The sequence below is a fragment of the Halopiger aswanensis genome, from assembly GCF_003610195.1.
Lineage (GTDB): Archaea > Halobacteriota > Halobacteria > Halobacteriales > Natrialbaceae > Halopiger > Halopiger aswanensis.
Window position 1 is genome coordinate 1 of record NZ_RAPO01000003.1, and the last position, 24293, is coordinate 24293.

The window sequence follows — 24293 nt, forward strand, 5'->3', positions numbered from 1 at the left end:
TCGCGGACCGTCTGGCCGACGCGTTCGATCCAGATCCGGTCGATGTTCTCGTACTCGAGAATCTCGAGGACGGTGTCCATGTGCTCGTTAAACGACTCGACGGCCTCGCGCTCGATCCGGTCGATCCGGGTGCGCAGGTCCTCGAGTTCGTCGCGGATCTCCTCGCGGCGAGCCTCGAGGTCGTCCTGCTCCTCGAGGGCCGATTCGATCTCCTCGATCTCCTCGGTCGTCGTCTCCAGCTCCCGCTCGAGCCGCCCCAGCGAGAACTCGAGTTCGTTGGCGCGGCGGTTGAGTTCCAGCAGGCTCTCCTCGTCTCCGTCCTCGTCCTCCTCGGGTTCGGCCTCGGCTTCCAGCGCCGCGGCCTCGTCCTCGAGTTCGTCGATTTCGGTTTCTAGGTCGTCCTGCTGTTCGGTCAGTTCCTCGAGATGCCCCTCGCGGCGCTCGATCTCGTTTTGAACGTCGGTCAGCCGTTCTCGGAGACGCTCGCGTTTGCGTTCCGTCTGTTCGATCTCGCGTCGCTCGGCTCGCAGCGACTCGATTCGGTCTTCGATCTCGTCGCGCTCGCTCAGTTTCTCCTCCTGGAGCGAGCGGAGCCGTTCGATCGTCGCCTCGATTTCGCTGCGCTGGACCTCGCTGCCGCAGGTCCAACAGCGGACGGTCTCGTCGTCCTCGAGCAGCGCGTCGGTGACGGTCCCGTCGTCGCTCGCGCCGTCGTCGCCCTCGGCCAGTAGCTCCCGAATCTCGGGGTGGGAGCCCTCGAGCATCTCCTCGTTGAACTGGACGATGCTCTGCAGTTGGCTCACGACGCCGTCGATCGACTGGGACTGGCGCTGGAGCCGGTCGATCTCCTCGTCGATGGACTCCCGATCCATCGCGTCGGTCTCGGGTAACTCGTCGCGCTCGGCTTCGATCTCCTCGCGCTCCTCGCGCAGCGCCGCGAGGCTCTCGCGTTCGGTCTCGAGATCGAAGCGGACGTCCTCGAGTTCCGAGCGGCGCTCGCGCAGTTCCTCGAGCTTTTCCTCGAGTTCGTCGGACTCGGCCTGCTGGTCGTCGGCCTCGTCTTCGGCCTCCTCGATGGCTTCCTTGACTTCCTCGAGTTCGGCGCGTTTCTCCTCGATCTGGGTCTCGATGTCGGTGCGCTGGCGCTCGAGTTCGGGCAGGTTACTCTTGAGCGACTCGAGGCGGTCGAGTTCGTCGGAGATTTCGTCCTTTTCGGCCGTCAGCCGAGTGATCTCGGCCTCGATCTCGTCGGTGTCGATCGGCCGGAGGATGATCTCGCGGAGATCGTCCTGCGTCGTCACCGCGCGCCGCGCCGGGTTCGACTCGAGCAGGAAGGCGAAGAGTTCGGCGAGTTCCGGATCGTCGAGGTACGGGTCGCCTTCCGTGACGACGGTGTTTCCGGCCCGTCGAAGTTGTCGGGTGTACGTGTCGCCGTCGAGTTCGAGTTCGACTTCGCCCTCCTCGGCGTCGGCCTTGAGAGACGCAGATTCGCCGCCGAGTGCGGCCATGAACGCCTGGAGCAGCGAGGTACGGTTGGTCGCGTTCTGCCCGGCCAGAACTGTAACCCCCGAATCGAGTTCGACTGTCGTTTCGTTGATGCCGCCGATATTTCGGGCCCAGAGTTGGGCCTCGCGTGGTACGGACTCCTGAGTGGCCATTGTTAGTTACTTTCCTATCCGAGTGATAAACCTTTGGTGGAAGGCGAAGCCGATGCCTCCGTGCGATACTCTCACGACTGAATTCGGCTGAACTGGGCCTATGCTTATCCCCGGAATAGGAAAGGTCGCCCGCGACCCTACGGCTTCGTCAACGCCCCGAATCGACTCGTTCGACTCACCGGTCGGCCGAATTCCGGCGGTGGTCCGTCGATCGTCGTGCGGCCGTTCCGGTGCTTCGGTTTATATACGAAGCCGCGGCCAAGCGCGGCATGCCGACTCGAAACCGCCGGTCGCGGCGAACCGCGATACGGACGATCGGCTCGCTCAGCGTCGGAGCGCTCGGCCTCGCCGGGTCCGCGGGCGTACGAGCCGACTCGAGCGCTACCGGAGACGACTGTGATGGCGATGCGGGCGCCAGTGGCGGCGATGGTACCGATAGCGGCCACGACGACGCCGGTGACACTGTCGACGACGTCCCCGACGGCGCAACGCGCTACGTGGCCGTCGTCGATCGGATCGTCGACGGCGAACACGTCGTCCTCCTGCTCGAGAAGGAGGGCGAACTGGTCGACCAACTCGTGATTTCGGTCGACGAGTTCGACGAGATCGCGGAGGGAGACCTCCTGCTCGTCGACGTGAACGACGGCGAGTTGCGCGACTACGAGCACATCGACGAGCGACCGCCCGGCGGCGTGTGAGCGGACGCGTATGAACGGTCGATACGCGTGACGGGACGAACAGGACGGACGAGACGACCTACGCCTCGCGAACCAGCGCGACGCTCGCCAGCTGGTCGCCGGCCACGACGGTCGCCTCTCGCGTGAGGGCGTAGAGAATTCCGTCGCGGTCCGCGACGGCCTCCTGCAGCGGCTCGTAGGTCGTCGGGTTGTACACCGTTCCGAGGACCGTCCCCTCCATCACTCGATCGCCGACCTCGAGCGACGGCTGCGGTCGGAACAGCCCGGAGTCGGCGGCGCTGACCTGCCCGAGGTGGTTGCGCGCGAGCGTCTGCTCGCGGTCGGGTACGTCGCCGGGGAGCATCTCGAGGTGCCGGAGCACGTCGAGCAGCCCGTCGACGCCGCTTTCGACGACGTCGTCGAGGATCTGCTTGTTGTGGGCGAGTTCGGGCGTGATCGAGGGGATGCTTTCGTTCGAGGCGGCGACCCGGAGCTTCCCCGCGAAGTTCCGGCGGTGCCACTCGTCGTCGGCGTCGTCGTCCGCCTGTTCGCCGAGCAGGAGCGCAGTGCCGAACGCCTCGGCGAGCCGGCGGGAGCGCGCGTCGCCCTCGCGGAAGACGACGTGGGGGTGCATGTCCGGACTGCCGGTGTGGAGGTCGACGATGGCGTCGGCCCGTCCGGCGTACTCCCAGAGGCGGGCGGCCATGCGCTGGTGGAGGCTGCCGTCGGCGTCGCCGGGCCAAACCCGGTTCATGTTGGGGTTGACGCTGTCGATGATCTCGGGCGTCGTGTAGGAGACGCGATCGAAGGTGAGCGGGTTCGCGACGGGGACCGCGACGACGGTTCCCGACAGGGACTCGAGCGGGAGGCGGTCGTGAAAGCGCCGGAGGACCTCGGTGCCGTTGACTTCGCGGCCGTGCTGGGCGGCCTGGACGTAGAGGGTCGGCGCCGGGTCGTCGGTCGGTTCGTCGGCCGATTCGTCGCCGCGGTAGGTGTGGACCGTCGTCGTGAGTTCGACGCCGGAGGGGAGTCGCGCGAGCGTCACCGTCTCGGACGTGTGCGTCCCGGTTCCCATACCGATCCTTTGCGATCCGGCGGTATGTACCTGCGGGGGCCGTTTGCCGGCCGCGGGGGCGGGTGCGGGACCGAGACGGCGGAAACTGAGCGAATCGCGAGACCACTACCGTTTTCACCCGCGCTGCCGTCGCGGTGGGTATGGGAGACCTTACTGCAACCCTGCACACGAGCAAGGGCGACATCGACGTCGAACTGTACGACGAGCGCGCACCCCGCACCGTCGAGAACTTCGTCGGGCTCGCGACCGGCGAGCGGACCTGGACCGATCCCGAAACGGGCGAGGAAGTCGACGGCGAGCCGCTGTACGACGACGTGCTCTTCCACCGGATCATCGAGGACTTCATGATCCAGACCGGCGACCCGACCGGCACCGGACGGGGCGGCCCCGGCTACCAGTTCGACGACGAGTTCCACGACGAACTGCGCCACGACGACGCGGGCATCCTCTCGATGGCCAACTCCGGCCCGAACACCAACGGCTCGCAGTTCTTCATCACGCTCGACGCCCAGCCTCACCTCGACGACCGCCACGCCGTCTTCGGCAAGGTCACCGACGGGATGGACGTCGTCCGCGAGATCGGCAGCGTCTCGACCGACGCCAACGACCGGCCGCAGGAGGACGTGCTCCTCGAGTCGGTTACCGTCCACGACGAGTAACGAACCCGGTCCGAACCGCGCCGTCCGATCGCTCCCCGCAGTTGCGACACCGTCACCGCTCGAGCGGGGGTCCGATCGGCCGGTCGCTGGCGGGTCGATCGGGAGCGGTTCGATCAAGTAGACGCTCGGTTCGCTGGCGGGTTTGTTTCGGACTGACGTACCAGACAAAGACGTTTTACCGACGGCACTGCTGTATATCGGTGAATGGGATCGTCGTCCACCGACGCGGACCACAGCGCGCAACTTCGTCGTCAGGAAGCGATCGCGGATCTGAGTCAGCAGGCGCTCGAGACGGGAGCGGCGGCTATCGACCAGTTGTTGGACGACGTGACGACCGCCGTCGCGGCGGCGCTCGACCTCGAGTACTGTACGATCGTCGAGAGCCAGGCCGACGGGACCGGCGCCGTCTACAGGGCCGAAGGCGGCCTCGAGACCGACCGCATCGGTGCGACGGTGACCGCAGACCGGTTGGCGCAGATCGAACGCGCCCTTCGCGCCGACGGACCGGTCGTCAACGAGTTTCCCGCAGACGGGGGTGTCCCGACGCCGCTGGCCGATCGCGGCGTCATCGACAGCGCTGCCGTGCGGATCGGGCCGCGCGACGATCCGTGCGGCGTCCTGAACGCGTACGCGACCGATCGCCGCGCGTTCACCGAGGACGAGCTGGCCTTCCTCGAGCGGGTCGCAGCCGTCCTCGCGTCGGCGGTCGAAAACGCCGACGCGAGGCGCGACCTCGAGCGGACGGAGCGACGGTTCGAGGCGATCTTCGAGGACCCGAACATCCTCGTCGGCCTGCTCGAGCCCGACGGGACGGTGATCGACATCAACGGGACGGCGATGGAGTACGTCGCGGCGGACCTCGAGGACGTGACCGGCGAGCCGTTCTGGGAGACGCCGTGGTGGGGCGAGGGCGACGACGTTCGAGACGACGTCCGGGAGTGGACCGAGCGAGCAGCGGCCGGCGAGTACGTGACTTTCGAGGCCGATCTCACCCGTCCGAGCGGGGAGCAGTACACGCTCGAGGGCGCGTTCCGTCCGGTTACGGACGACGACGGAAACGTGACGTCGGTCATCGTCTCGGACCGCGACGTCACCGTACGCGAGGAGCGCGAGCGCCGGCTGTCGACGCTGATGGACAACGTCCCGGGGATGGTCTACCGCTGCGAGAACGAGCGGGGGTGGCCGATGGAATTCGTCAGCGACGCTTGCGAGGATCTGACCGGCTACGACCCCGGGGCCCTCGAGCGCGACGAGGTTAGCTGGGGCGAAGACGTGATGGTGCAGGCGGACCGCGAGAAGCTGTGGCAGACGGTCCAGCGCGAGACCGTCTCGGACGAGGATGGTCACACGTTCTCCGAGACCTACCGCATCGAGACGGCCGACGGAGAACGACGCTGGGTCAGAGACTACGGGCGGGGACTCTTCAACGAAGACGGCGACCTCGTCGCCGTCGAAGGGATTATCGCGGACATCACCGAGCGCAAGCGCCTCGAAGCCGAACTCGCGGAGAGCGAGCAGCGCTACCGCACGCTGGTCGAGCACTTCCCGAACGGCGCGGTCGCGCTCGTCGACGAGGATCTGACCTACCGGACGGTCGGCGGCAGCCCGACCGACACGGCCGGCGTCACGGCCGACGAGGTCGAAGGAAAAACGGTTTCCGAGGCCGTGCCGCAGCCGCTCGCCGACGAACTCGTCCCCCGCTACGAGCGCGCCCTCGAGGGCGAGTCGAGCGCGTTCGAGACGGCGATCGACGGCCGCGTCTTTGACTTTCACGTCGTCCCGGTTCGGGACGACGACGGCGAGGTGTTCGCCGCGCTCGGCATGTCCCAGGACGTCACCGAGCGCTACGAGTACGAGCGGGAGCTCGAGGACGCCAAATCGCGACTCGAGGCGGCGACCGAAGCCGGGGCCGTCGGAACCTGGGAGTGGCACGTTCCCGAGGACCGGATGGTCGTCGGCGAGACGTTCGCCGAGACGTTCGGGGTCGATCCCGAGTCGGCCCGCGACGGCGTCCCGCTCGATCGGTTCCTCGAGGCGGTCCACGAGGACGACCGCGATCGAGTCGAACGGAAGATCGAAGCGGCCCTCGAGTCCTGCGGCGAGTACGAGGCCGAGTACCGCGTCCGCAACGCCGACGGCGAGATCCGCTGGGTGGTGGCCCGCGGTCGCGTCGAGTGCGACGCGGACGGCGACCCCGTCCGGTTCCCGGGTGCGGTCACCGACATCACGGAACGGAAGCGCGCGCAACTGCAACTCGAGCGGACGACCGACCAGCTCGAGACGCTGTTCGACGTCCTCCCCGTCGGCGTCATCGTCGCCGACGGCGACGGTGAGATACTGCAGGCCAACGACACCGCCGAGGAGATCTGGGGCGGCACCGCGTTGGACGCCCGCTCCGTCGAGGAGTACGAGAAGTACCCGGTCTGGTGGGCCGACTCGGGCGAGCGGGCCGCGCCCGAGGAGTTGACCCTCGCGCGGGTGCTCGACGGCGAGGAGGTGACCGACCCCGACATCTTCGAGATCGAGACCGACGACGGCGAGCGCCGGATCATTCGGGCGGAAGGAATGCCGATCCGGAACGACCGCGGGGAGGTGATCCGCGGCGTCGCCACCATCACCGACATCACCGAGCGCCGGGAGTACCGGCGCAAACTCGAGGAGAGCGAGCAGCGCTACCGGACGCTGATTGACAACTTCCCCAACGGCGCCGTGGCCCTGTTCGACGAGGACCTGCGTTACCGGATCGTCGGCGGCACCGCCTTCGAAGAGATCGGCGACGCCGCGGAGACGATCGTCGGCAAGACCGTCCACGAGCGGTACCCCCCAGAGCTGGCCACTCGGCTGGAGACGGCGTTCGAGGACGCGCTCGAGGGCGAGGCCAGTTCCTTGGAGATCGCGTTCTACGACCGCGACTGGATGACCCACACGGTCCCCGTCACGGACGACGACGGCGAGATCTTCGGCGGGATGGTGATGGTCCAAGACATCACCGAGCGCAAGGAACGCGAGCAGAAACTCCGCGAACGGGAGCGCCGGCTCGAGCAGTACAAGGAGTACACCGACGCGATTCTGGACGCGATCGACGACGTGTTCTACGTCGTCGACGAAAAGGGCGAGCTCCAGCGGTGGAACCGGAGCGTGGCCGAGGTGACCGGCTACGCGGACGAAGAGATCGACGCGATGTCGCCGACGGAATTAATCGCGCCTGACGATCACGAGGCCCTGTTTGAGGCGATCCGGGACGGCTTCGAGACGGGTTCGACCAGCGCGGAACTGACGGTCCGGACCGCCGACGGCGAACACGTCCCCTTCGAGTTCAACGCCTCGCGGCTTGCGGATCCGTGGGGGAACACCGTCCTCGCGGGCATCGGACGCGACATCACCGAGCGGCTCGAGCGCCAGCGCCGACTCGAGGAGAGCGAGCGGCGCTACCGGACGCTGGCTCAGCACTTCCCCAACGGCGCCGTCGGCGTCTACGACCGCGATCTCGCGTATACGCTCGCGGCAGGCGAGGAACTCGGCGCGACGCTCCCGCCCGCGGATCGGCTCGAGGGGAACCTGATGCCCGACATCTTCCCCGAGCACACGGTCGGGGACCTCGAGCCGGTGTTTCGGGCGGCCGTCGAAGACGGCGAGACCACCAGTACGGAGACAACGTTCGGCGGCCGCCACTGGCGCGTCTGGGCGACGCCGCTGCGCGACGCCGACGGCGAGATCTTCGCCGGATTGAGTTTCGCGCAGGATGTCACCGAGCAGGTCGAGCGCCAGCGCCACCTCGAGCGGTACGAGACGATCGTCGAGGAAGTTAACGACGGCGTCTACGTGGTCGACGAGGACGGCCGCTTCACGACGGTCAACGAGACGTACGCTGACATGGTCGGCTACGACCCCGACGACCTGATCGGCGAACACGTCTCGCTCGTCGTCGACGACGAGGTGGCCGACCGCGTCAGCGACCTCGAGGAGACCGTCGCCGGCGACGCCGAGTGGCCGACGGTCGAGGCCGATCTGCGGACCGCCGACGGCGACACCGTCCCCGTCGAGGCGAGCTTCGCGATGTTGCCCGAGGACGGCGGCGAGTGGCACCGAGTCGGCATCGTCCGAGACATCAGCGACCGGAAGGAGCGGGAACGCCAGCTCGAGGAGTCCGAGCGGCGCTACCGAACGCTGATCGAGAACTTCCCGGACGGCGCGGTCGGGCTGTTCGACGAGAATCTCACGTACACGGTCGCGGGCGGCCAGCTGCTCGGCGAAGCTGGCGTTCAGCCGGACGACCGCGTCGGAAATAGCGTGTACGACACCTACCCGGACGAGGTCGTCGAGGAAATCGAACCCTACTACCGGGCCGCGCTCGAGGGCGAATCCAACACCTTCGACGTCGAGTTCTACGGGCGACAGCTCCACGCGCACACCCTGCCCGTCAGGAACGCCGACGGCGACATCTACGCCGGCATGGTCGTCGTGCAGGACGTCACCGAGCGCCGCGAGTACGAGCGGAAACTCGAGCAGTCCAACGAGCGCCTCGAGCGGTTCGCCTACGCGGCCTCCCACGACCTCCAGGAGCCCCTGCGGATGGTCACGAGCTACCTCCAACTCCTCGAGAACCGCTACGCCGAGGCCTTCGACGAGGACGGCCAGGAGTTCCTCGCGTTCGCGGTCGACGGCGCCGACCGCATGCGCGACATGATCGACGGGCTGCTCGAATATTCGCGGGTCGAGACGCGCGGCGATTCGTTCGAGCCGGCGGACCTGAACGCGGTCGTCGACGAGGTATTGGCGGATCTGCAGTTCCGCATCGAGGAGACCGACGCCGAGATCTCGGTCGCGGACCTTCCGGAACTCGAGGCCGACGCGAGCCAGCTCCGGCAGGTGTTCCAGAACCTGCTCTCGAACGCGCTCACCTACAGCGGCGACGAGCCGCCCCGGGTGCACGTCAGTGCCGACCGGCGCGGCGACGAGTGGGTGCTCTCGGTCGAAGACGACGGGATCGGCATCGATCCAGCCGATCAGGATCGGGTGTTCACGATCTTCGACCGGCTCCACAGCCGCGCGGAGTACGACGGCACCGGGATCGGGCTGGCGCTGTGTGAGCGCATCGTCGAGCGCCACGGTGGCGAGATCTGGGTCGACTCCGAACCCGGCGAGGGCTCGACGTTTTCGTTTACGCTCCCTGCGTCTCGCGACTGAGCGCCGCGACTGAGCGCGAACACGGGCCGATACCGGTAACGCCTCCAGCTACCCCATCCGTTTACTCGGAGCGGACCGTACCGTGCGTATGGGCTGGACGGCCGACGACATCCCCGATCAGAGCGGACGCACCTTCGTCATCACCGGCGCGAACAGCGGCATCGGCCTCGAGGCGACCCGCGAACTCGCGCGCAGCGGCGGCGCCGTCGTCATGGCGTGTCGGAGCGTCGAGCGCGGCGAGGACGCGGCCGACGACGTTCGGGAGGCCGTTCCCGACGCCGACCTCCGCGTCGAGGAACTGGACCTGGCGGACCTCGAATCGATCCGGGCGTTCGCGGATCGCCTGAAAGACGACGCGACGATCGACGTGCTGATCAACAACGCCGGCGTGATGGCGATTCCGCGCAGCGAAACCGCAGACGGGTTCGAGACGCAGTTCGGCGTCAACCACCTCGGCCACTTCGCGCTCACGGGACTGTTGCTCGACCGGCTCGCCACCGGCGACGAGGGCGGGGACGACGACGGCGACGCCCGCGTCGTCACCGTCTCGAGCGGCGTCCACGAGCAGGGCGAGATCGACTTCGAGGACCTCCAAAGCGAGCGGACCTACGACAAGTGGGACGCCTACGCGCAGTCGAAGCTGGCGAACGTCCTGTTCGCGTACGAACTCGAGCGGCGGTTCCTCACGGGCGACATTTCTGCCAAGAGCATCGCGGTGCATCCGGGCTACGCGAACACGGGGTTGCAGACCCGCGGTCCCGAGCAGAGCGGCGACCGGCTGCGGAAGGCGGCGATGCAGCTCATGAACACCCTGTTCGCGCAACCGGCCGAGATGGGCGCGCTCCCGACGCTGTACGCTGCAACGTCGCCCGAGGCCGAGGGCGGCGCGTACTACGGCCCCGGCGGCTTCATGAACATGCGCGGGACGCCCGAGCGGCAGGCCTCTTCCGACCGGTCCTACAACGAGGAGACCGCCCGCCGGCTGTGGGCCGTCTCCGAGGAGCTGACCGACGTTACCTACGACCTGCCCCGGCCGAAGAACCACGCGGATCTCGAGGAAGCGGTCGCGACGTCGTAGCGCGGTGCTCGAGTTGGGGAATTGGATGTACGCGGACATTCGCCCCGACCGTAATGCGAAAGGCTGCTCGCCCGAATTCACGAGTAATGAGCGACGACGACAGCGTCATCCAGCGCGCCAGCGACGTCGGGTCGGCGGAGGCGCCGCCGGTCGAGGAAAAGCCCTACAAGATCATCTTCGAGGCCAACAAGTGCTTCGGCGCGGGCAAGTGCGCCGAGGTCAGCGACAACTGGGAGATGTCGATCGCCTCCGGGATGGCCCAGCCCAAAGCGTACTTCATCGACGACGAAGACCTCGAGCACAACGTCCGTGCGGCCGAGGTCTGTCCGGCCAAGAAGGACGACGGCTGTATCCACGTCGTCGACCGCCGGACGGACGAGGAGATCGCGCCGGATCCCCACGGCGACGGGACGCTGAGCGTCGACTGGTAACTCGAGCGGGTCCGGCGGTAGGACGAACCGCTCGAGACACACCGAAACGCACATCCCGACCCGGCGTCAACCAGCGATTGCCTTCTGTGCGAGGGTAGCCAAGCAGGCCAACGGCGGTGGGCTTAAGACCCGCTCCCGTAGGGGTCCTTGGGTTCAAATCCCAACCCTCGCATGTCGCCGCGAACACACCGTGAGCGGCGACTGCGTTTGCGGATTTGAACTACGCCAGTCGCAGCGTCCGAACGTAGTGAGGACGACCGTCTGGAGGTGGTTCAAATCCCAACCCTCGCAGATCTTTCCGAATCGCTCGTGAGCAGCGACTCCACGACGCGGACGATTCTATCGGCGATTCTCCTCTCGAGCCCAGACGTCGCTCGAACTAGCAACTGATCCGGACCATCCCTGACCGACAACTCGTCTGGGTGCCGTCTATCGGAGGAGATCGTATATAACGATAGAGTATTTATTCCTACTGTAGATTACCGATACCCGAATTAGATACGATTAAGTTACGGAATCAAGAAGGAAGCTGCAGAGACACATGATGACCGACACATGTCGGACCCATCTCGAGCGAGCGATCGAACGCGGAGGAAACAAATGACGAAGTCGCTGCTCACCCACCTGCTCGTCCCGATAGCGAACGAGAAGGATGCCACCGCGACGTGTCGCGGCCTCGAGTCGTACGTCGGCGCCGAGACGGAGACGATCACCGTCGTCCACGTCATCGAGAAGGCGGGCGGCTACATGGATAAGGCGCCGCTCGAGGCGCGAGAACAGCAGGCCGAGCGGGTGTTCGAGATCGTCGAGGGCCACTTCGCTGACGGTCCGCAGGTGCGACGGGAACTCCGGTACGGAACCGACGTGATCGACGAGATCGTCGCAGCGGCCAACGAGTTCGACGTCTCGGCGATCGGGTTCACGCCGCGGTCGGAGAGCCGGGTTCGCGAACTGCTGGCGGGCGATCCCGCGTACCGGCTGATCACCGAGAGTCGGCATCCGGTCATCGTCTTCTCGGACGCGACGGAGCAGGAATCCTAACCTAACGATCTATCTGGTAATCGTCGGCGCGGGCAACATCAGCACAAATCTGATTCGACCGCTTCCGGACGGCTATCTCGTCGTTGCACTCGAGCGAGACGGCGACGTGCGGTGCGGTCTTCCGACGGTTGAATCTGTACCGTGATCGGCTCACCAGCTGCCGCCGCTCGGTCGACTATCGCTGCGGTCGCGATGCTCGACTCATTGCTGGGACGCAATCGGTGTCGCCGTCTCGAGTGAAAGGAGAATCAAGCCGGCTCTGGGAATCCAGCCCCGTACCGAGGTTAGCGATAGAGCCCGGCGCGAAGCAACATCCCGCGGAACAGCACCAGCACGGGGATGATCTCGAGGCGACCGACCCACATGTTCAGCAGGAAGACGACCTTCGCGGGCGTGGGCATCTCCGGCCCCGTAATCCCGGCGGAGAGCCCGACCGTACTCTGGGCGCTCATCACCTCGAACAGCACGTACTCGGCGCGGACGTCGGTCGGCAGCGTCGCCAGTAGCACGGCGACGCCGACCGCCAAGAAGAGCAGCCAGAGAACGAACACGATCGCCGCCTCCTCGAGTTCCCTGCTGGCCTGGGCCTCGCTGAGCGATCGGTCGCCGATCCGGAGCCGGCGGACCGCCGAGGACGGCGTGAAGATCCCGGCGATCCGCCAGCGGGCGCCCCTGACCAGCGTGATCGCTCGGATGAGCTTGATGCCGCCGACGGTCGACCCCGCCGCGGCGCCGGTGAGCATACCGGCGCAGACGATCAGCGTCGCGTCCGCGGTCCAGATCTGTTCGGCGCCGTTGCCGATCGCCGTCGTGCCGAATCCGGCGTTCGAGGTCCCCGAAACGAACTGGAACAGGCCGTAGCGGAACGACTCCTCGAGCGTGTCGTAGGTTCCGCGGAGGTAGAGCGTGCCCGTCAGGACCAGCGAGCCGATGGAGAACCAGATGAATACCCAGCGCGTCTGCAGATCGGTGTAGAAGTTCTCGAGTTCACCCTTGAACAGGAGGTAGTGAACGGGGAAGGCGATGCTGCCGGCAACCATGATCGGGATGACGGCGTACTCGATCGCGGCGCTGTCGTAGTGGCCGATCGAGTCGGCGTGAATCGAGAACCCGCCGGTGGCGATGCCGGTCATCGCGTGGTTGATCGCGCCCCACAGCGGCATGCCGGCGACGAAGAGCAGCGCGATCCCGCCGACGGTGAGGATTACGTAAATCTTCCAGATTTCCCGGACCGTCGAGATGATGCTGGGATGAATCTTCGTCGACCGGGCCTCGCTCTCGTACAGCGTGAGCGAGCCGCTGCCAGGACGTGCCAGAATGGCGACGGTGAGGACGATGACGCCGACCCCGCCGATCCACTCGGTAAAGGAGCGCCACCACAGGAGCGTCGCCGGCAGTTGTTCCTCGGTGTGAGCCATCGTCAACCCGGTCGAGGTGAAGCCGCTGAGACTCTCGAAGATCCCGTTCAGCGGATCGCGGAAGGCGGCGGTCGTCTCGTTGAGTGCCGGGGCATTCGCCCACGCGGGGAACGGGTCTATCGCGATCGTCCACGCGATCAACAGGAACGGGAGGCCGCCGAAGACGCCCACCGCCGCCCACGCGGCTGCTGCGATGAGCATCCCGTGGAGTTTGTCCGGTTCGGGCGCGTCGGAAAACTGGCGTACGAGTCCGGCGCCGAGACCGAACACGATGAGCCCTGCGGCGATGAGGGGCGGAATCGCGTAGAACTCGTCGTAGAGAATCGCTACGCCGGTCGAAACGAACATCATCAGCGAAATGATCCGCAGGATGCGCCCGACGTCCCGACCGACCGTCCGAAACTCGACTCTCATTACTGTGAACCCGTAAACGCCGCGACCGCATCCGACAGCGTCGCGTCGTCGGTAAAGACAGTCACCGTATCGCCGGCGTGAATCGTCGTTCCTCCCTTCGGCGCTCGCACCTCACCGTCGCGCTCGAGCGCGACGACGAGACAGCCGTCGGGGAGTCGGCCCTTCTCTTGGGCCGTCGACAGCACCTGCCCGTTCATCGGGGCGTCGTCGGTGACGGTTAGCTCGATCAGTTCGGTCTGATCGTCGAGTTCGATGAAGTCGCTGACGTTCGGGTAACGAACGGAGTGATAGAGGTAGTCGGCGATCAGCCGCTGGGGGTTCTCGATCAGGGACACGCCGATCTTCTCGAACACCGGCAGGTTTTCCGGCTCGTGAACGACGCTGACGAGGTTGGGCACGTCGTGTTCCTGCGCGAGCAACATCACCATGATGTTGACCGCGTCGACGTCCGTCGTCGAAATAACGGCGTCTGCACGGTCGATGTCGGCATCCTGCAGCGTGCCGTGGTTCGTCGCGTCGGCGTTCAGGACGAGGCAGTCGTACTCCGCCGAGACCTCGTTAGCCCGTTCCTCGTCGGTTTCGATGACGACCACGTCGTTGCCGTCGTTGACCGCGAGATCGATCAAATTCGAGCCGATGCTTCCCGCGCCGATGATTACGATATACATGTGAATCTCACCAGGGAATGGCCGCCGGACGCGGCCCGCTTGCGCTCGTCAGCGCCACCGCAGCCGCGATCCGTCGACCGCGTGGAGGGCACGCCGATCCGGTTCGCTACCGGTATCGTCGTCGGATCTTATGCTATTGATTACGGATTGCCCAATATAAACTCACCCATATTACGTATTCGATAATGCCGTCAGAATCCAAATGACATTCGGGCCACAGATGCGAACGGGACTACGGAGAGCCGCCGAGGTGCGCCACCGCTCTCGAGAAGCCGGGTATCCGCGATCGAGTGTCGGCGGACTACGCCGCCGACGCTGCGCGCTCGAGGTACGCGGGCGGCACCGCGTCGGTCGTGTACGTTTCTTCGCCGCGCTTGGTGATCCGACGGCCATCTGCGAGCATCGCCGCGGCGTCGACGACTAATACGACCGGCTCGGCGGCGTGGCGCTGTCCGACCCGTCGGGCCGCCTTCCGGCTCTCCGAGAGGTGGACCTGCTGGCGCGACATCGGCTTGAGCCCCTCCTCGCGGATCGACGCGAGATTCTCGGGCGCGGTGCCGTGGTAGAGGTCGTCGGGCACCGGCGAATCCGTCGGGTCCGAGGCGCTTTGCGCCTCGCTCTCGAGGTCGACGTCGACCGAGTGGCCGTAGGCGGCGCGGACGCGATCTGCGTCGGAGCCGCCGTCGCTCCCCGTCCGCTCGAACCGTCCCTTCGGATCCGTCGCGATCACGCCCGCGACGTGGCGTTCGTCCGCCCAACCGTACTTGCGCTCGACCGCAGCCACGAGGTCCGCGTAGGCGGTCCAGCCGCGCTCGTCGAGGTCGATGCCGGCGTCGTCGGGGAAGTGCCGGAGCGCACCGCTCATGAACTTCGAGAGTCGCTGCCGGCGTTCACCGGAGAGCAGTTCCGAGCCGCGCTCGCCGCAGGCGGGACAGCCGTCGCCCTCGTCGGCGGAGAACGGTCCGTGCGTCGGACAGGTTCGAATCGGTGCCGTCACGGATATGCGGATGTGGACGCTCGAGCGGAAAAGGTCGCTTGGTCCGCAGTCATCTCGGCGCTCGACGCCGCCCGAGACCCGTACCGCTACTCGCCGGTCCGGAACGACAGATCCAGCGACGGCGCCGAGTGGGTCAGCGACCCCATCGAGATGACGTCGACGCCCGTCGCGGCGTAGTCGGCGACCGTCTCGAGGGAGATCCCGCCGCTGGCTTCCGCGAGCACCCCCTCGTAGTCGGCGAGCGCGTCGACGGCCTCGCGCGTCTCGGCGGGCGTCATGTTGTCCAGCAGGACGATGTCGGCGCCCGCGTCGGCCGCCCGCGGCGCGTCCGCAACCGTCTCCACCTCGACGTCGAGCTTCGTCGCGAACGACGTCCGCTCTCGGAAATGCGCGACGGCGTCCTCGAGCCCCATCTCCGCGATGTGGTTGTCCTTGACCATCACCATGTGCGAGAGATCGAGCCGGTGGGTGTCGCCCCCGCCGGCGACGACGGCTCGTTTCTCGAGGCCGCGCAGGCCCGGCGTGGTCTTGCGCGTCGCGGCGATGCGTACGTCGTCGGATTCGGTCCGGGCACGATCGACGACACGACGGGTCCGTGTCGCGATCCCCGAGGCGTGCCCGGCGAGGTTGACCGCGACGCGTTCCCCGCGGAGTACGTCCTGTGCGTCTCCCTCGACCGCGAGTAGTTCGTCGCCCGAATCGACGTGAGTGCCATCCTCGAATCGATCGACGACATCGACGCCGAGGTAGTCGAAGACGCTCGCGGCGGCCTCGAGGCCGGCGACGACGCCCGATTCCTTCGCAACGAGGCGGCCGCTCGTCTCGCCGGGGACGTGATTCGTCACGTCGTGGTGGCCGACGTCCTCGCGGAGCCAGCGGTCGATCTGCGCGTCGGTGATCATGGCAGGTTAGTCGTCTGCGGGCTGCTCCCGTTCCGCGGGTTGTTCGTCGGTGTCGTCGACGACGTAGTGACACCCCCGCGATTCGGTGTTCTCGCTCGCGGCGCGGGCGATCAACAGCGCCGCGACGCTGGCGTTCCGAAGCTCGTAGAGCTCGCGCGACGTCCGCGTGCGGATGTACGCGTCGACCTCCCCCTTGAGCCGCCGGAGAACGCCGTGGGCGCGGGCGATCTCGTCCGGATCGCGCTCGAGGCCGAGGTACTCGTCCAACGTCGCCTGCAGCCGGGTGAACTTCTCGGCGGCGAACCGCTCGGGGAGGTCGGGGTCGCGGTTGCGGAGTTCGGGGGCGTCGACGATCTCGGGCTCTGGAGCAGTCTCGACCACGTCTTCGCCAGCGCGGAGCCCCCAGACCAACCCCTCGAGCAGACTCGTACTCGCCAGGCGGTTCGCGCCGTGGACGCCGGTGCGCGCGCACTCGCCGACGGCGTAGAGTCGGCCGAGCGTGGCGCGGCCGCGGTCGTCGACGTCGATCCCGCCACAGCAGAAGTGCTCGCAGGGTGCGACCGGAATCTCGCTCTCGAGGCCGCGCTCGCGGCACTTCTCCGCGAGATCGGGGAAGTCGGCCTCGAACTCGAGGGGGCTGACGTCGAGGACGACCTCGCCCGTTTCCGCGCGCTCGCTCGCGACCGCGCGGGCGACGACGTCGCGGGGGGCGAGTTCGGCGTCGGGGTGGTAGTCGGGCATGAACCGATCGCGGTCGGCGTTGCGGAGAACGGCGCCTTCGCCGCGCAGGGCCTCTGACAGCAGGAACGGGTCCTCACCCGCATAGGCCGTCGGATGGAACTGAACGTACTCCATGTCCGCGACGTCGGCCCCGGCGAGCGCCGCCATGGCGATGCCGTCGCCGGTGGCGTCGTCCGGGTTAGTCGACCGCGAGTAAAGGGCGCCGATACCGCCGGTCGCCAGAATCGTCGCGCCGGCGTAGATGGGGTGACCGTCGGGTTCCTCGTCGCTGAGAGCGCCGTATACTCGTCCCTCGTGGGTGATCAACTCGAGGGCGGCCGTGTCCTGCCGAACCTCGATGCGGTCGTGGTCGTCGACGTAGTGCAGGAACGGCCGCAGGATGTGCGAGCCGGTAGAGGCGTCGACGTGGAGGATGCGCTCCTCGGAGTGGGCGGCCTCGCGGGCGTAGTCGAACGCGCCGTCGCCGTCGTCACTGCGCTCTGCCTCGTCGAACTCGATCTCGAGCGTGTCGATGAGCACGTCCTCGACGGCGTCGTCGGCGTTTTCGACGAGCACGTCGACTGCGTCGGGATCGGCGGTACCGTCGCTGGCCGCGATGATGTCTTCCTTGAGCGACTCGGGATCGCCGCGGGTGGTCGAGATGCCGCCTTGCGCCCAGTCGGTACTGGCGTCGTCGGGGCGTTCGGCCTTGGTCACCAGGAGGACGTCGGCACCCTCGCGGGCGGCGGCGAGCGCGGCCGCGCAGCCGGCGATGCCGCTGCCGACGACGAGAACGTCCGCGGTGTCGTACGCGCGGTCTTGAATAGTATCTGTCATCGTTGGTCGGTATCGTTAGATCTCGAGCATTCGATCGAGCGCCACCTCGGCGAGTTCCTTCTCCTCCGGGGCGACCTCGATCACGTTGCGTTCGCGACCCGCGACGAGTTCCTCGAGGACCCACGTCAGGTAGTTGGGGTCGATCTGGCGCATGGCGTTGCAGTCCATACAGGCCTCGCCGCAGAGGGGCAGCACCTCGACCTCGGGGTGCCACCGCTGGAGGTGGTTCGTCAGGTGGATCTCGGTACCGATCGCCCAGGTTTCGCCGGAGTCGGCGTTCGCGACGGTCTCGCAGATGGTGCTCGTCGAGCCGACGACGTCGGCGGCCTCGACGACCTCGCGGCGGCACTCGGGATGGACGACGACGTTCGCCTCGGGGTGGTCCTCGCGAATCTGGTCGATGTGCTCCTCGCGGAAGCGCTCGTGAACCTGGCAGTAGCCGTCCCAGAGGATGATGTCGCGCTGGGCGACCTCCGCGGCGTCCTTCCCCTCGGGGTCCCACGGGTCCCACTCGACGATCTCGTCTTCCATGCCGAGTCGGTGCGCGGTGTTCTCCCCGAGGTGCTTGTCGGGGAGGAACAGGACCTTGTCGCCCTTGTCGAAGGCGTACTCGAAGGCTTTGTGCGCGTTCGAGGAGGTACAGACGAGCCCGCCCTGGCTCGCGCAGAAGGCCTTCAGGTCCGCGTAGGAGTTCATGTAGGTGATCGGCACGATGTCGGCGTCGGGCGCGGCATCGGTGATCTCGGCCCACGCGCTGTCGACCTGCAGGGCCTCGGCCATCCCGGCCATCGGACACGACGCCTCCATCGACGGGAGAATCACCGTCTGGTCGTCGTCCGTGATGATATCGGCGCTCTCGGCCATGAACGTCACGCCGCCGAAGATCACGTACTCGGCGTCCGCGTTCGCGGCCTCCTTCGAGAGCTGGTAGGAGTCGCCGACGAAGTCCGCGTGCTCGACGATCTCCCGGCGCTGATAGTTGTGCCCCAGCACGACGACGTCGTCGCCCAACTCTTCGAGCGCCGCCTCGATGCGCTCCGTTCGCTCGTCCGCGTCGAGCTCCCGGTAGCGCGGCGGTAGCTGCTCGAGGTTGTCGTATTTGAACAGACTCAGATCAGTATCCAGTTCCGTCGTTTCCATTGTGACCATCGTGCGACACCTGTGGGTACTCTCATCTCACAGAGCACTATTGAATAAATTTTCCCTTCGATACCTGATTTCGGCGGATTACCATCGACTGGTCACGGTATCGAATCATCAAAATCGGTCGTTCAGGCCTGAAAACAGGTCCTCGAGCCCGATTGTCCGCCGATCGTGGATTGCTGTCTTTTCGGTGCAGTCCCTAGCGGTGGTATGGCACTCGAGGACGCGTTCGACGACTTCACGCGCCGCGACTGGGCGGAGACGACCGTCGACGGCACGGTTCGGCTCGCTATCGTCGGAATCGGGGGCTTCGCCCGCAACCGCGCGCTCCCCGGAATCGCCGCGGGGGAGTACTGCGAGACGACCGTGCTGGTCACGGGGTCGCCCGATCGCGCGCGAACGATCGCCGAGGAGTTCGACGTCAACCACGTCATCGACTACGACGCGTTTCGGGCCGGCGATCACGCGGAGACGTACGACGCGGTCTACGTCGCGACGCCGAACGCGACCCACGGCGAGTACGCGATCGCCGCCGCCGAGCACGGCAAACACGTCCTCTGCGAGAAGCCGCTCGAGACGACGGTCGAGCGCGCCGAGGAGATCGTCGACACCTGCCGAGACAACGGCGTCGCGCTGATGACCGCCTACCGGCTGCAGACGGAGCCGGTGGTCCGCCGAACGCGCGAACTCGTCCAGAATGGGGCCATCGGGACCGTCGTCCAGGTTCACGGCGCCTTCTCGCACCCGTTGCTGGAACACACCGGGCCGGAGACGTGGCGGCTCGATCCCGATCTCGCCGGCGGCGGCGCGCTGGTCGATCTCGGCGTCTACCCGCTGAACACCACTCGATACCTCCTCGGGTGCGAGCCGACCGCGGTCTACGCGACGACCCACTCGAGCGGCGGCCCGTTCGCGGCCGTCGACGAACACGTCGCCTTCCAACTCGAGTTTTCGACGGACGCGACGGCCTCCTGTACGGCGAGTTTCGACGCCCACGCGAGCAGCCAACTCGAGCTAGTCGGGACCAACGGCAAGATCGCGATCGCGTCGCCGTTCGGGGGCGTCGTCCCGCAGGATATCGTCGTCGAGAGCGGCGAGATGCGGATGGAGTACACCGGGCCGCCGGTCGACGAGGTGCGCGAGGAGTTCGACTACTTCGGCTACTGCGTGCTGACCGACACCGATCCCGAACCCGACGGCGCGGACGGCGTGGCGGATCTACACGCGATCGAGGCGGCCTACGAGTCAGCCGAGACCGGACGGCGGATCGACCTCGAGTGACAGGTTGAAATCGCGGTTTGACCTTGGGTCAGGACTTTATCCCGAGCCGACGAGTAGCAACCGTGAACCGGCGCACCGTCATCGCGGCGAGCGCGTCCGGCATTGTCGCGGGAGTCGGCGGCTGCCTCGCACCGCTCGAGCGCCGGAACCCGTCCGCCGGGACGGACGACGGCGTGCGTATCCTCGGCGTCTACGCGGCCGACGCGGATCGTGACTTCATCGACGGCCCGTATATCGCCCTCGAGAACGGCGCCGACGAACCCCGAACCGTCTCCGGATACGTCGTCGAGTATCCCGCCGATCGTCGGTACCGAATTTCGGACCTGACGCTCGAGGCGGGGGCGCAACTCGCAGTCATCCACGAATACGGAGCCGATTCGACCCTGCTCTCGAGCCCACCGGTCTACCTCCGGTATACGGGCGGTGAAAGCGACGAAGACACCGGTGCGGCAGGGTCCAGCCTCGAGCCGGACGGAACCGTCCGCGTCAAGGACCCAACTGGTGCCGTCGTGGCCGAAGCCCGCTACGAGGCGTTCGGGTGCGACGGCGGGACCGCGACGACTGCGGCGGGCGACGAACTCGAGTGCCGACACGGAGGGTAGCGATCTATCCCTGTTGCTGCTCCCAGGGCGTCGTCTCGGCGTCGACGAGTTCGAACAGTTCGCCGTACTCCTCGGGGAGCTGGGCTTCGATGTTGCCCATCTCGCCGCCGGGAACCTGCTCGTTCAGCAGCGCCACGACCGCCTTGGCTCGGAACACCGCGTCGGATTCATCGATTCCCGACGGCCGGCCGTAGCCGGTCTCGAGGTCCAGATCCTCGTAGTTCAGCCGCTCGTGGACGCGGGTGACGAACTCGTCGAAGTCGAACTGCTGGCCGTGGTCGGCCTCGAGCAGGTAGCGATCGATCTCCATCGGCAGCGGGCTCGCGATGTCCGTCGCGGCGCCCTCGCCGATCCGTTCGCCGAGCGTCTCGAGGACGGCCCGCGTCGTGCGGACGGCTTCGGCCTGTCGGCCGGCTTCGATGCGGTGCTGTACTTCGCCCACGAAATCGGTGTAGCTCGTATCGGACGCCATGGTGGATCAAAAGGCACTGAGGACGGCACCGGGGAAAGCCACTCCACCGGAATGCGCAAGTTTGAGCGGCCGCCGTAACGGGGCAGCATCGGCTCGACCGCGTCCTCAGTTGCGTTCGGCGTCGGTTCCGGAATCGTGTGCTGTCTCGACTCCGGATGCGGAGGCGGACTGCGCCGACGGCTGCGGTAACGCGGCCGTCACGGCATCCGCGCCGGGACGATCGTAGATCGAAATTCGACCGTCGGACACCACCCGGACGTCCAATCCTTCGACGACGGCAGTCGCGTCAATCACGGACCCGGTCGTGCGCGCGTGGTTAACCAGTGCCTCGAGCGCGCCGGTGTCGGTCGCCTCGACCAGCGGCGGGATCGACGCGGGGTCCCGATCGGCGACGGTCGCGATCGCAGTGACGATCGCATCCAGCAGTTGGTCGGGTGCGGACGGATCGAAGTGAGTGCGGTGGACGAGCGCCCGATCGTGATCGTCGAGAACGGAGTTCATGGGGTGTGTACTCCCGTTGACCGGTTGAATCGGCGTGCGGCATATGCCCGGTTTTATATAGCCCGGCTGGACGGTGCGGTCAGTGGCACGCCAGCGGCCCACGGTCACCGGCGAACGGTGTTCTCGACGAGCGCACGCAGTCCCCGCCGGAGCCGGCTGCTCACCGCGGACGACGAGACGCCGAGCCGATCGGCGAGATCAGCGATCGAGGCGTCCCGCGGCTCGTTGAAGTAGCCAGCATCGTACGCGGTCGCGAGCGTTTCCCGCTGAACCGGCGTCAACCCGTAGCCGCCCGAGTCCCCATCGCCCTCGTCGGCGTGATAGAGCCGGTCGACGATAACGTCGACGTCCTCATCCCGGCAGTAGGTTCGAAACGCCCGCAAGTCGTCGAGGTCGGGCACCTCGAGGGTCGCCGCCCAGCCGCCGGGTGCGCTCTCGGCGCGGAGGACGCGCATGCCGAGGTCCGCGGCGCGGGGCAAGACGAGTCGCTCCCGCGACGTCAGGCGCATCCGATAGACGCGGAAGTCGCCGCCGTCGATGATGATCGACGGCTCCGACACCGTCGGATCGTCGGCGATGGCCCGATCGAAGCGATCGAAATCGCCGCCGTACACCTCGAAGAAGAGGTAGTACTCGCCCGGCCCGGCGATCGTCTGGTACTCGAGTTCGGCGGTCACCTCGGGAACGGCCTCGATCGTCGGTGCGAGCACGAGCTCCGGATGGGCGAGCGTGAGTTCGGCGATGACTCGCGAGGCGCTCATACCGCAGCGTTGACCGCCGAAGACAATGAGGGTTGGTACCGATCCCCGATACCCAATCGGCTACCGGTCTCGGGCGTCGAAGACCGGCTCTCCGTCGACGACCGTCATCGCCACGTCGATCTCGTCGATTCGGTCGGGATGCTCCCACGGCGACTCCTCGAGCACGACCAGATCCGCTCGTTTGCCGACCTCGAGGGTCCCCAGCCGGTCTTCGTCGAAGCCGGCGTAGGCGGCGCCGAACGTGTACGCGCGCAGCGCCTCGGTCACCGAGAGCCGCTGGTCTTCGGTCGGTGCGTTGACCGCGTAGTGGATCCCCAGCAGCGGGTCCAGCGGCATGCAGTCCGAGCCGAACGCGAGCGGGGCACCCGCCTCGAGGGCTTGCCGGAACCGGTTGGTCCGCTTGCGTCGCTCCTCGCCGAGTCGCTGGTCGTAGAGGCCGCCCTCGTCGGCCCACCGGTGGAAGTTCGGCTGCATCGAGGCGACGATGCCCGCGTCGGCCATGCGCTCGAACTGTTCGTCGGTCGCGAGTTCGGCGTGTTCGATCCGGTGGCGGCTCCCGGCGGGATCGGCGGTGTCCTCGAGTCGCGTCAGCGTCTCTTCGATGGCTTCGTCGCCGATAGCGTGGACGGTAAGCTGGAAGCCTTCGTCGTCGGCGGTCGCGACGAGGTCACCGAGTTCGTCGGGATCGACGACCCACTGGCCGGTGGCGCCGTCGGCGGCATCGGCGTCCGCATCTGCGTAGGGTTCGCGGAGCTTCGCCGTCTGGCTCCCCAGGCTGCCGTCCGAGAAGGACTTGATCGCGCCCGTCTGCACCAGGTCGCCGCCGGCGTCGGTCGTCAGCCCGACGTCGACCAGGCTCTCGAGGTGGTCGCTCCAGTAGTCGATCCGCACGCGCAGCGGGAGGGCGCCGTCGGCGGCCAGTTCGCGGTAGACGCGGGGCGCCTTCGAATTGCGAACCTTGTCGTGGACGCCGGTGACGCCGAGTTCGACCGCGCGCTCGGTCGCCGCCTCGAGCACCTCGCGCATCGCCTCGCGGTCGGCCGTGATCGTCCGTCTGACCGCTTCGGCGGCGTCCTCAACGGCGACGCCGGTCGGCTCGCCGTCCTGGTAGTGGAGGTCCGACTCCGGAAGATCGTCCGCCAGCCGCTCGAGCGCGACCGAATTCAAGGAGGCGGTGTGCAAGTCGACCCGCAGGGCGGCGACCGGCCGATCCTCGCTCACTGCGTCGAGATCGTCGCGGGTGAGCCGGCTCGAGCGATCCGCCCACTCGCTCTCGTCGTAGCCGAAGCCGAGGATCCAGTCGGTACTCGCGTCATCGTCGACGATTCGCTCGGCTTCGGCGCCGAGCAACTCGAGGCACTCCTCGGCGCTGTCGGCCTGCGAAAGGTCCGCGTGGACGAGGTGCTGGCCGAGTTGCTCCATGTGCGTGTGGGCGTCGATGAAGCCGGGCAAGACGACCCGTCCGTCGCAGTCGATCACCTCGGTCTCGACGCCGTCGAGGAACTCGACCTCGTAGGCGTCCGCGAGACGGACGATTTCGCCGTCGCGGACGGCCATGGCTTCGTAGACGGTATCGGGCTCCGTCAGCGAATGGATCTCCGCGTTCGTAAACAGGCGGTCTGCGGCCTCGGTCATGCTTGCAAGCGCGCGTGCGAGGCGCAAAACGGTTGTGAAGGCGGCCGTTCGCTCGCGGTAGTGCACGACGGTACACCGAAGGAATGTCCACCGTGTAACAAGAAGCAACGTTGATAGTTCCGCGATACGATTCGCC

General features: G+C 67.0%; 20 protein-coding genes and 1 tRNA gene. 9 read left to right on the plus strand and 12 right to left on the minus strand.

All coding sequences use genetic code 11. From position 1 onward, the window contains the following. The coding region (locus ATJ93_RS13960) for an archaea-specific SMC-related protein (protein WP_120245288.1) at nt 1-1658 on the minus strand (1658 nt) is incomplete at its 3' end. 269 nt (nt 1659-1927) lie between these two features. Here ATJ93_RS13960 and ATJ93_RS13965 point away from each other — a divergent pair. After that, complete coding sequence (locus tag ATJ93_RS13965) at nt 1928-2356, plus strand: hypothetical protein (protein WP_120245289.1); 429 nt, start codon at nt 1928-1930, stop codon at nt 2354-2356. Nucleotides 2357-2414: 58 nt separating this feature from the next. Here ATJ93_RS13965 and ATJ93_RS13970 read toward each other — a convergent pair whose 3' ends face one another. Beyond that, complete coding sequence (locus tag ATJ93_RS13970) at nt 2415-3410, minus strand: succinylglutamate desuccinylase/aspartoacylase family protein (RefSeq protein WP_120245290.1); 996 nt, start codon at nt 3408-3410, stop codon at nt 2415-2417. Between the two features lie 140 nt (nt 3411-3550). On the opposite strand from ATJ93_RS13970, the gene ATJ93_RS13975 reads away from it, so the two are divergent. The 6 genes from ATJ93_RS13975 to ATJ93_RS14000 all read left to right on the plus strand — a co-directional run bounded on the left by ATJ93_RS13975 (nt 3551) and on the right by ATJ93_RS14000 (nt 11806). Beyond that, nucleotides 3551-4069 (plus strand): peptidylprolyl isomerase, encoded by a 519-nt coding sequence (locus ATJ93_RS13975; RefSeq protein WP_120245291.1) that lies wholly within the window; start codon nt 3551-3553, stop codon nt 4067-4069. Between the two features lie 204 nt (nt 4070-4273). Beyond that, nucleotides 4274-9256 (plus strand): PAS domain S-box protein, encoded by a 4983-nt coding sequence (locus ATJ93_RS13980; protein ID WP_120245292.1) that lies wholly within the window; start codon nt 4274-4276, stop codon nt 9254-9256. Nucleotides 9257-9344: 88 nt separating this feature from the next. After that, the gene (locus tag ATJ93_RS13985) at nt 9345-10334 is read left to right on the plus strand and encodes an oxidoreductase (protein ID WP_120245293.1); all 990 of its coding nucleotides are present in this window, start codon (nt 9345-9347) and stop codon (nt 10332-10334) included. Nucleotides 10335-10420: 86 nt separating this feature from the next. Then, nucleotides 10421-10765, plus strand: a complete 345-nt coding sequence (locus tag ATJ93_RS13990) for a ferredoxin (RefSeq protein WP_120245294.1) — start codon at nt 10421-10423, stop codon at nt 10763-10765. An 88-nt stretch (nt 10766-10853) separates the two neighbouring features. Further along, nucleotides 10854-10937, plus strand: a tRNA-Leu gene (locus ATJ93_RS13995). Nucleotides 10938-11365: 428 nt separating this feature from the next. After that, complete coding sequence (locus tag ATJ93_RS14000; protein WP_120245295.1) at nt 11366-11806, plus strand: universal stress protein; 441 nt, start codon at nt 11366-11368, stop codon at nt 11804-11806. A 284-nt stretch (nt 11807-12090) separates the two neighbouring features. On the opposite strand, the gene ATJ93_RS14005 is transcribed toward ATJ93_RS14000, so the two are convergent. The 6 genes from ATJ93_RS14005 to nadA all read right to left on the minus strand — a co-directional run bounded on the left by ATJ93_RS14005 (nt 12091) and on the right by nadA (nt 18911). Beyond that, complete coding sequence (locus ATJ93_RS14005; protein WP_120245296.1) at nt 12091-13638, minus strand: TrkH family potassium uptake protein; 1548 nt, start codon at nt 13636-13638, stop codon at nt 12091-12093. After that, on the minus strand, nt 13638-14306 hold the full coding sequence (locus ATJ93_RS14010) for a potassium channel family protein (protein WP_120245297.1): 669 nt from the start codon (nt 14304-14306) through the stop codon (nt 13638-13640). The genes ATJ93_RS14005 and ATJ93_RS14010 overlap by 1 nt, the downstream gene beginning before the upstream one ends. Before the next feature lie 301 nt (nt 14307-14607). Then, entirely contained in the window at nt 14608-15303 is a 696-nt protein-coding gene (locus ATJ93_RS14015) for an RNA 2'-phosphotransferase (protein WP_120245298.1), read from the minus strand. Between the two features lie 86 nt (nt 15304-15389). Beyond that, on the minus strand, nt 15390-16205 hold the full coding sequence (gene nadC / locus ATJ93_RS14020; RefSeq protein ID WP_120245299.1) for a carboxylating nicotinate-nucleotide diphosphorylase: 816 nt from the start codon (nt 16203-16205) through the stop codon (nt 15390-15392). Nucleotides 16206-16211: 6 nt separating this feature from the next. Continuing rightward, complete coding sequence (locus tag ATJ93_RS14025; RefSeq protein ID WP_120245300.1) at nt 16212-17762, minus strand: L-aspartate oxidase; 1551 nt, start codon at nt 17760-17762, stop codon at nt 16212-16214. A 15-nt stretch (nt 17763-17777) separates the two neighbouring features. Then, nucleotides 17778-18911 (minus strand): quinolinate synthase NadA, encoded by a 1134-nt coding sequence (gene nadA, locus ATJ93_RS14030; RefSeq protein ID WP_120245301.1) that lies wholly within the window; start codon nt 18909-18911, stop codon nt 17778-17780. Nucleotides 18912-19115: 204 nt separating this feature from the next. Here nadA and gfo6 point away from each other — a divergent pair, with 204 nt between their 5' ends. Continuing rightward, nucleotides 19116-20186: a D-xylose 1-dehydrogenase Gfo6 gene (gfo6, locus tag ATJ93_RS14035; RefSeq protein ID WP_120245302.1), complete on the plus strand. Its 1071-nt coding sequence runs from the start codon at nt 19116-19118 to the stop codon at nt 20184-20186. 62 nt (nt 20187-20248) lie between these two features. Then, nucleotides 20249-20788 carry a lamin tail domain-containing protein gene (locus ATJ93_RS14040; RefSeq protein WP_120245303.1) on the plus strand — a complete coding sequence of 180 codons (540 nt, stop codon included), beginning with the start codon at nt 20249-20251 and terminating at the stop codon, nt 20786-20788. Nucleotides 20789-20792: 4 nt separating this feature from the next. Here the strand turns inward: ATJ93_RS14040 and ATJ93_RS14045 are convergent, their stop codons facing one another. The 4 genes from ATJ93_RS14045 to ATJ93_RS14060 form a co-directional block, all read right to left on the minus strand. Beyond that, nucleotides 20793-21260: a DUF2267 domain-containing protein gene (locus ATJ93_RS14045; RefSeq protein ID WP_120245304.1), complete on the minus strand. Its 468-nt coding sequence runs from the start codon at nt 21258-21260 to the stop codon at nt 20793-20795. Nucleotides 21261-21365: 105 nt separating this feature from the next. Next, nucleotides 21366-21761 (minus strand): HalOD1 output domain-containing protein, encoded by a 396-nt coding sequence (locus ATJ93_RS14050; protein ID WP_120245305.1) that lies wholly within the window; start codon nt 21759-21761, stop codon nt 21366-21368. Between the two features lie 104 nt (nt 21762-21865). Further along, nucleotides 21866-22522 carry a helix-turn-helix domain-containing protein gene (locus ATJ93_RS14055; RefSeq protein WP_120245306.1) on the minus strand — a complete coding sequence of 219 codons (657 nt, stop codon included), beginning with the start codon at nt 22520-22522 and terminating at the stop codon, nt 21866-21868. Nucleotides 22523-22582: 60 nt separating this feature from the next. Further along, complete coding sequence (locus tag ATJ93_RS14060) at nt 22583-24157, minus strand: amidohydrolase (RefSeq protein WP_120245307.1); 1575 nt, start codon at nt 24155-24157, stop codon at nt 22583-22585. Nucleotides 24158-24293 lie beyond the last annotated feature (136 nt).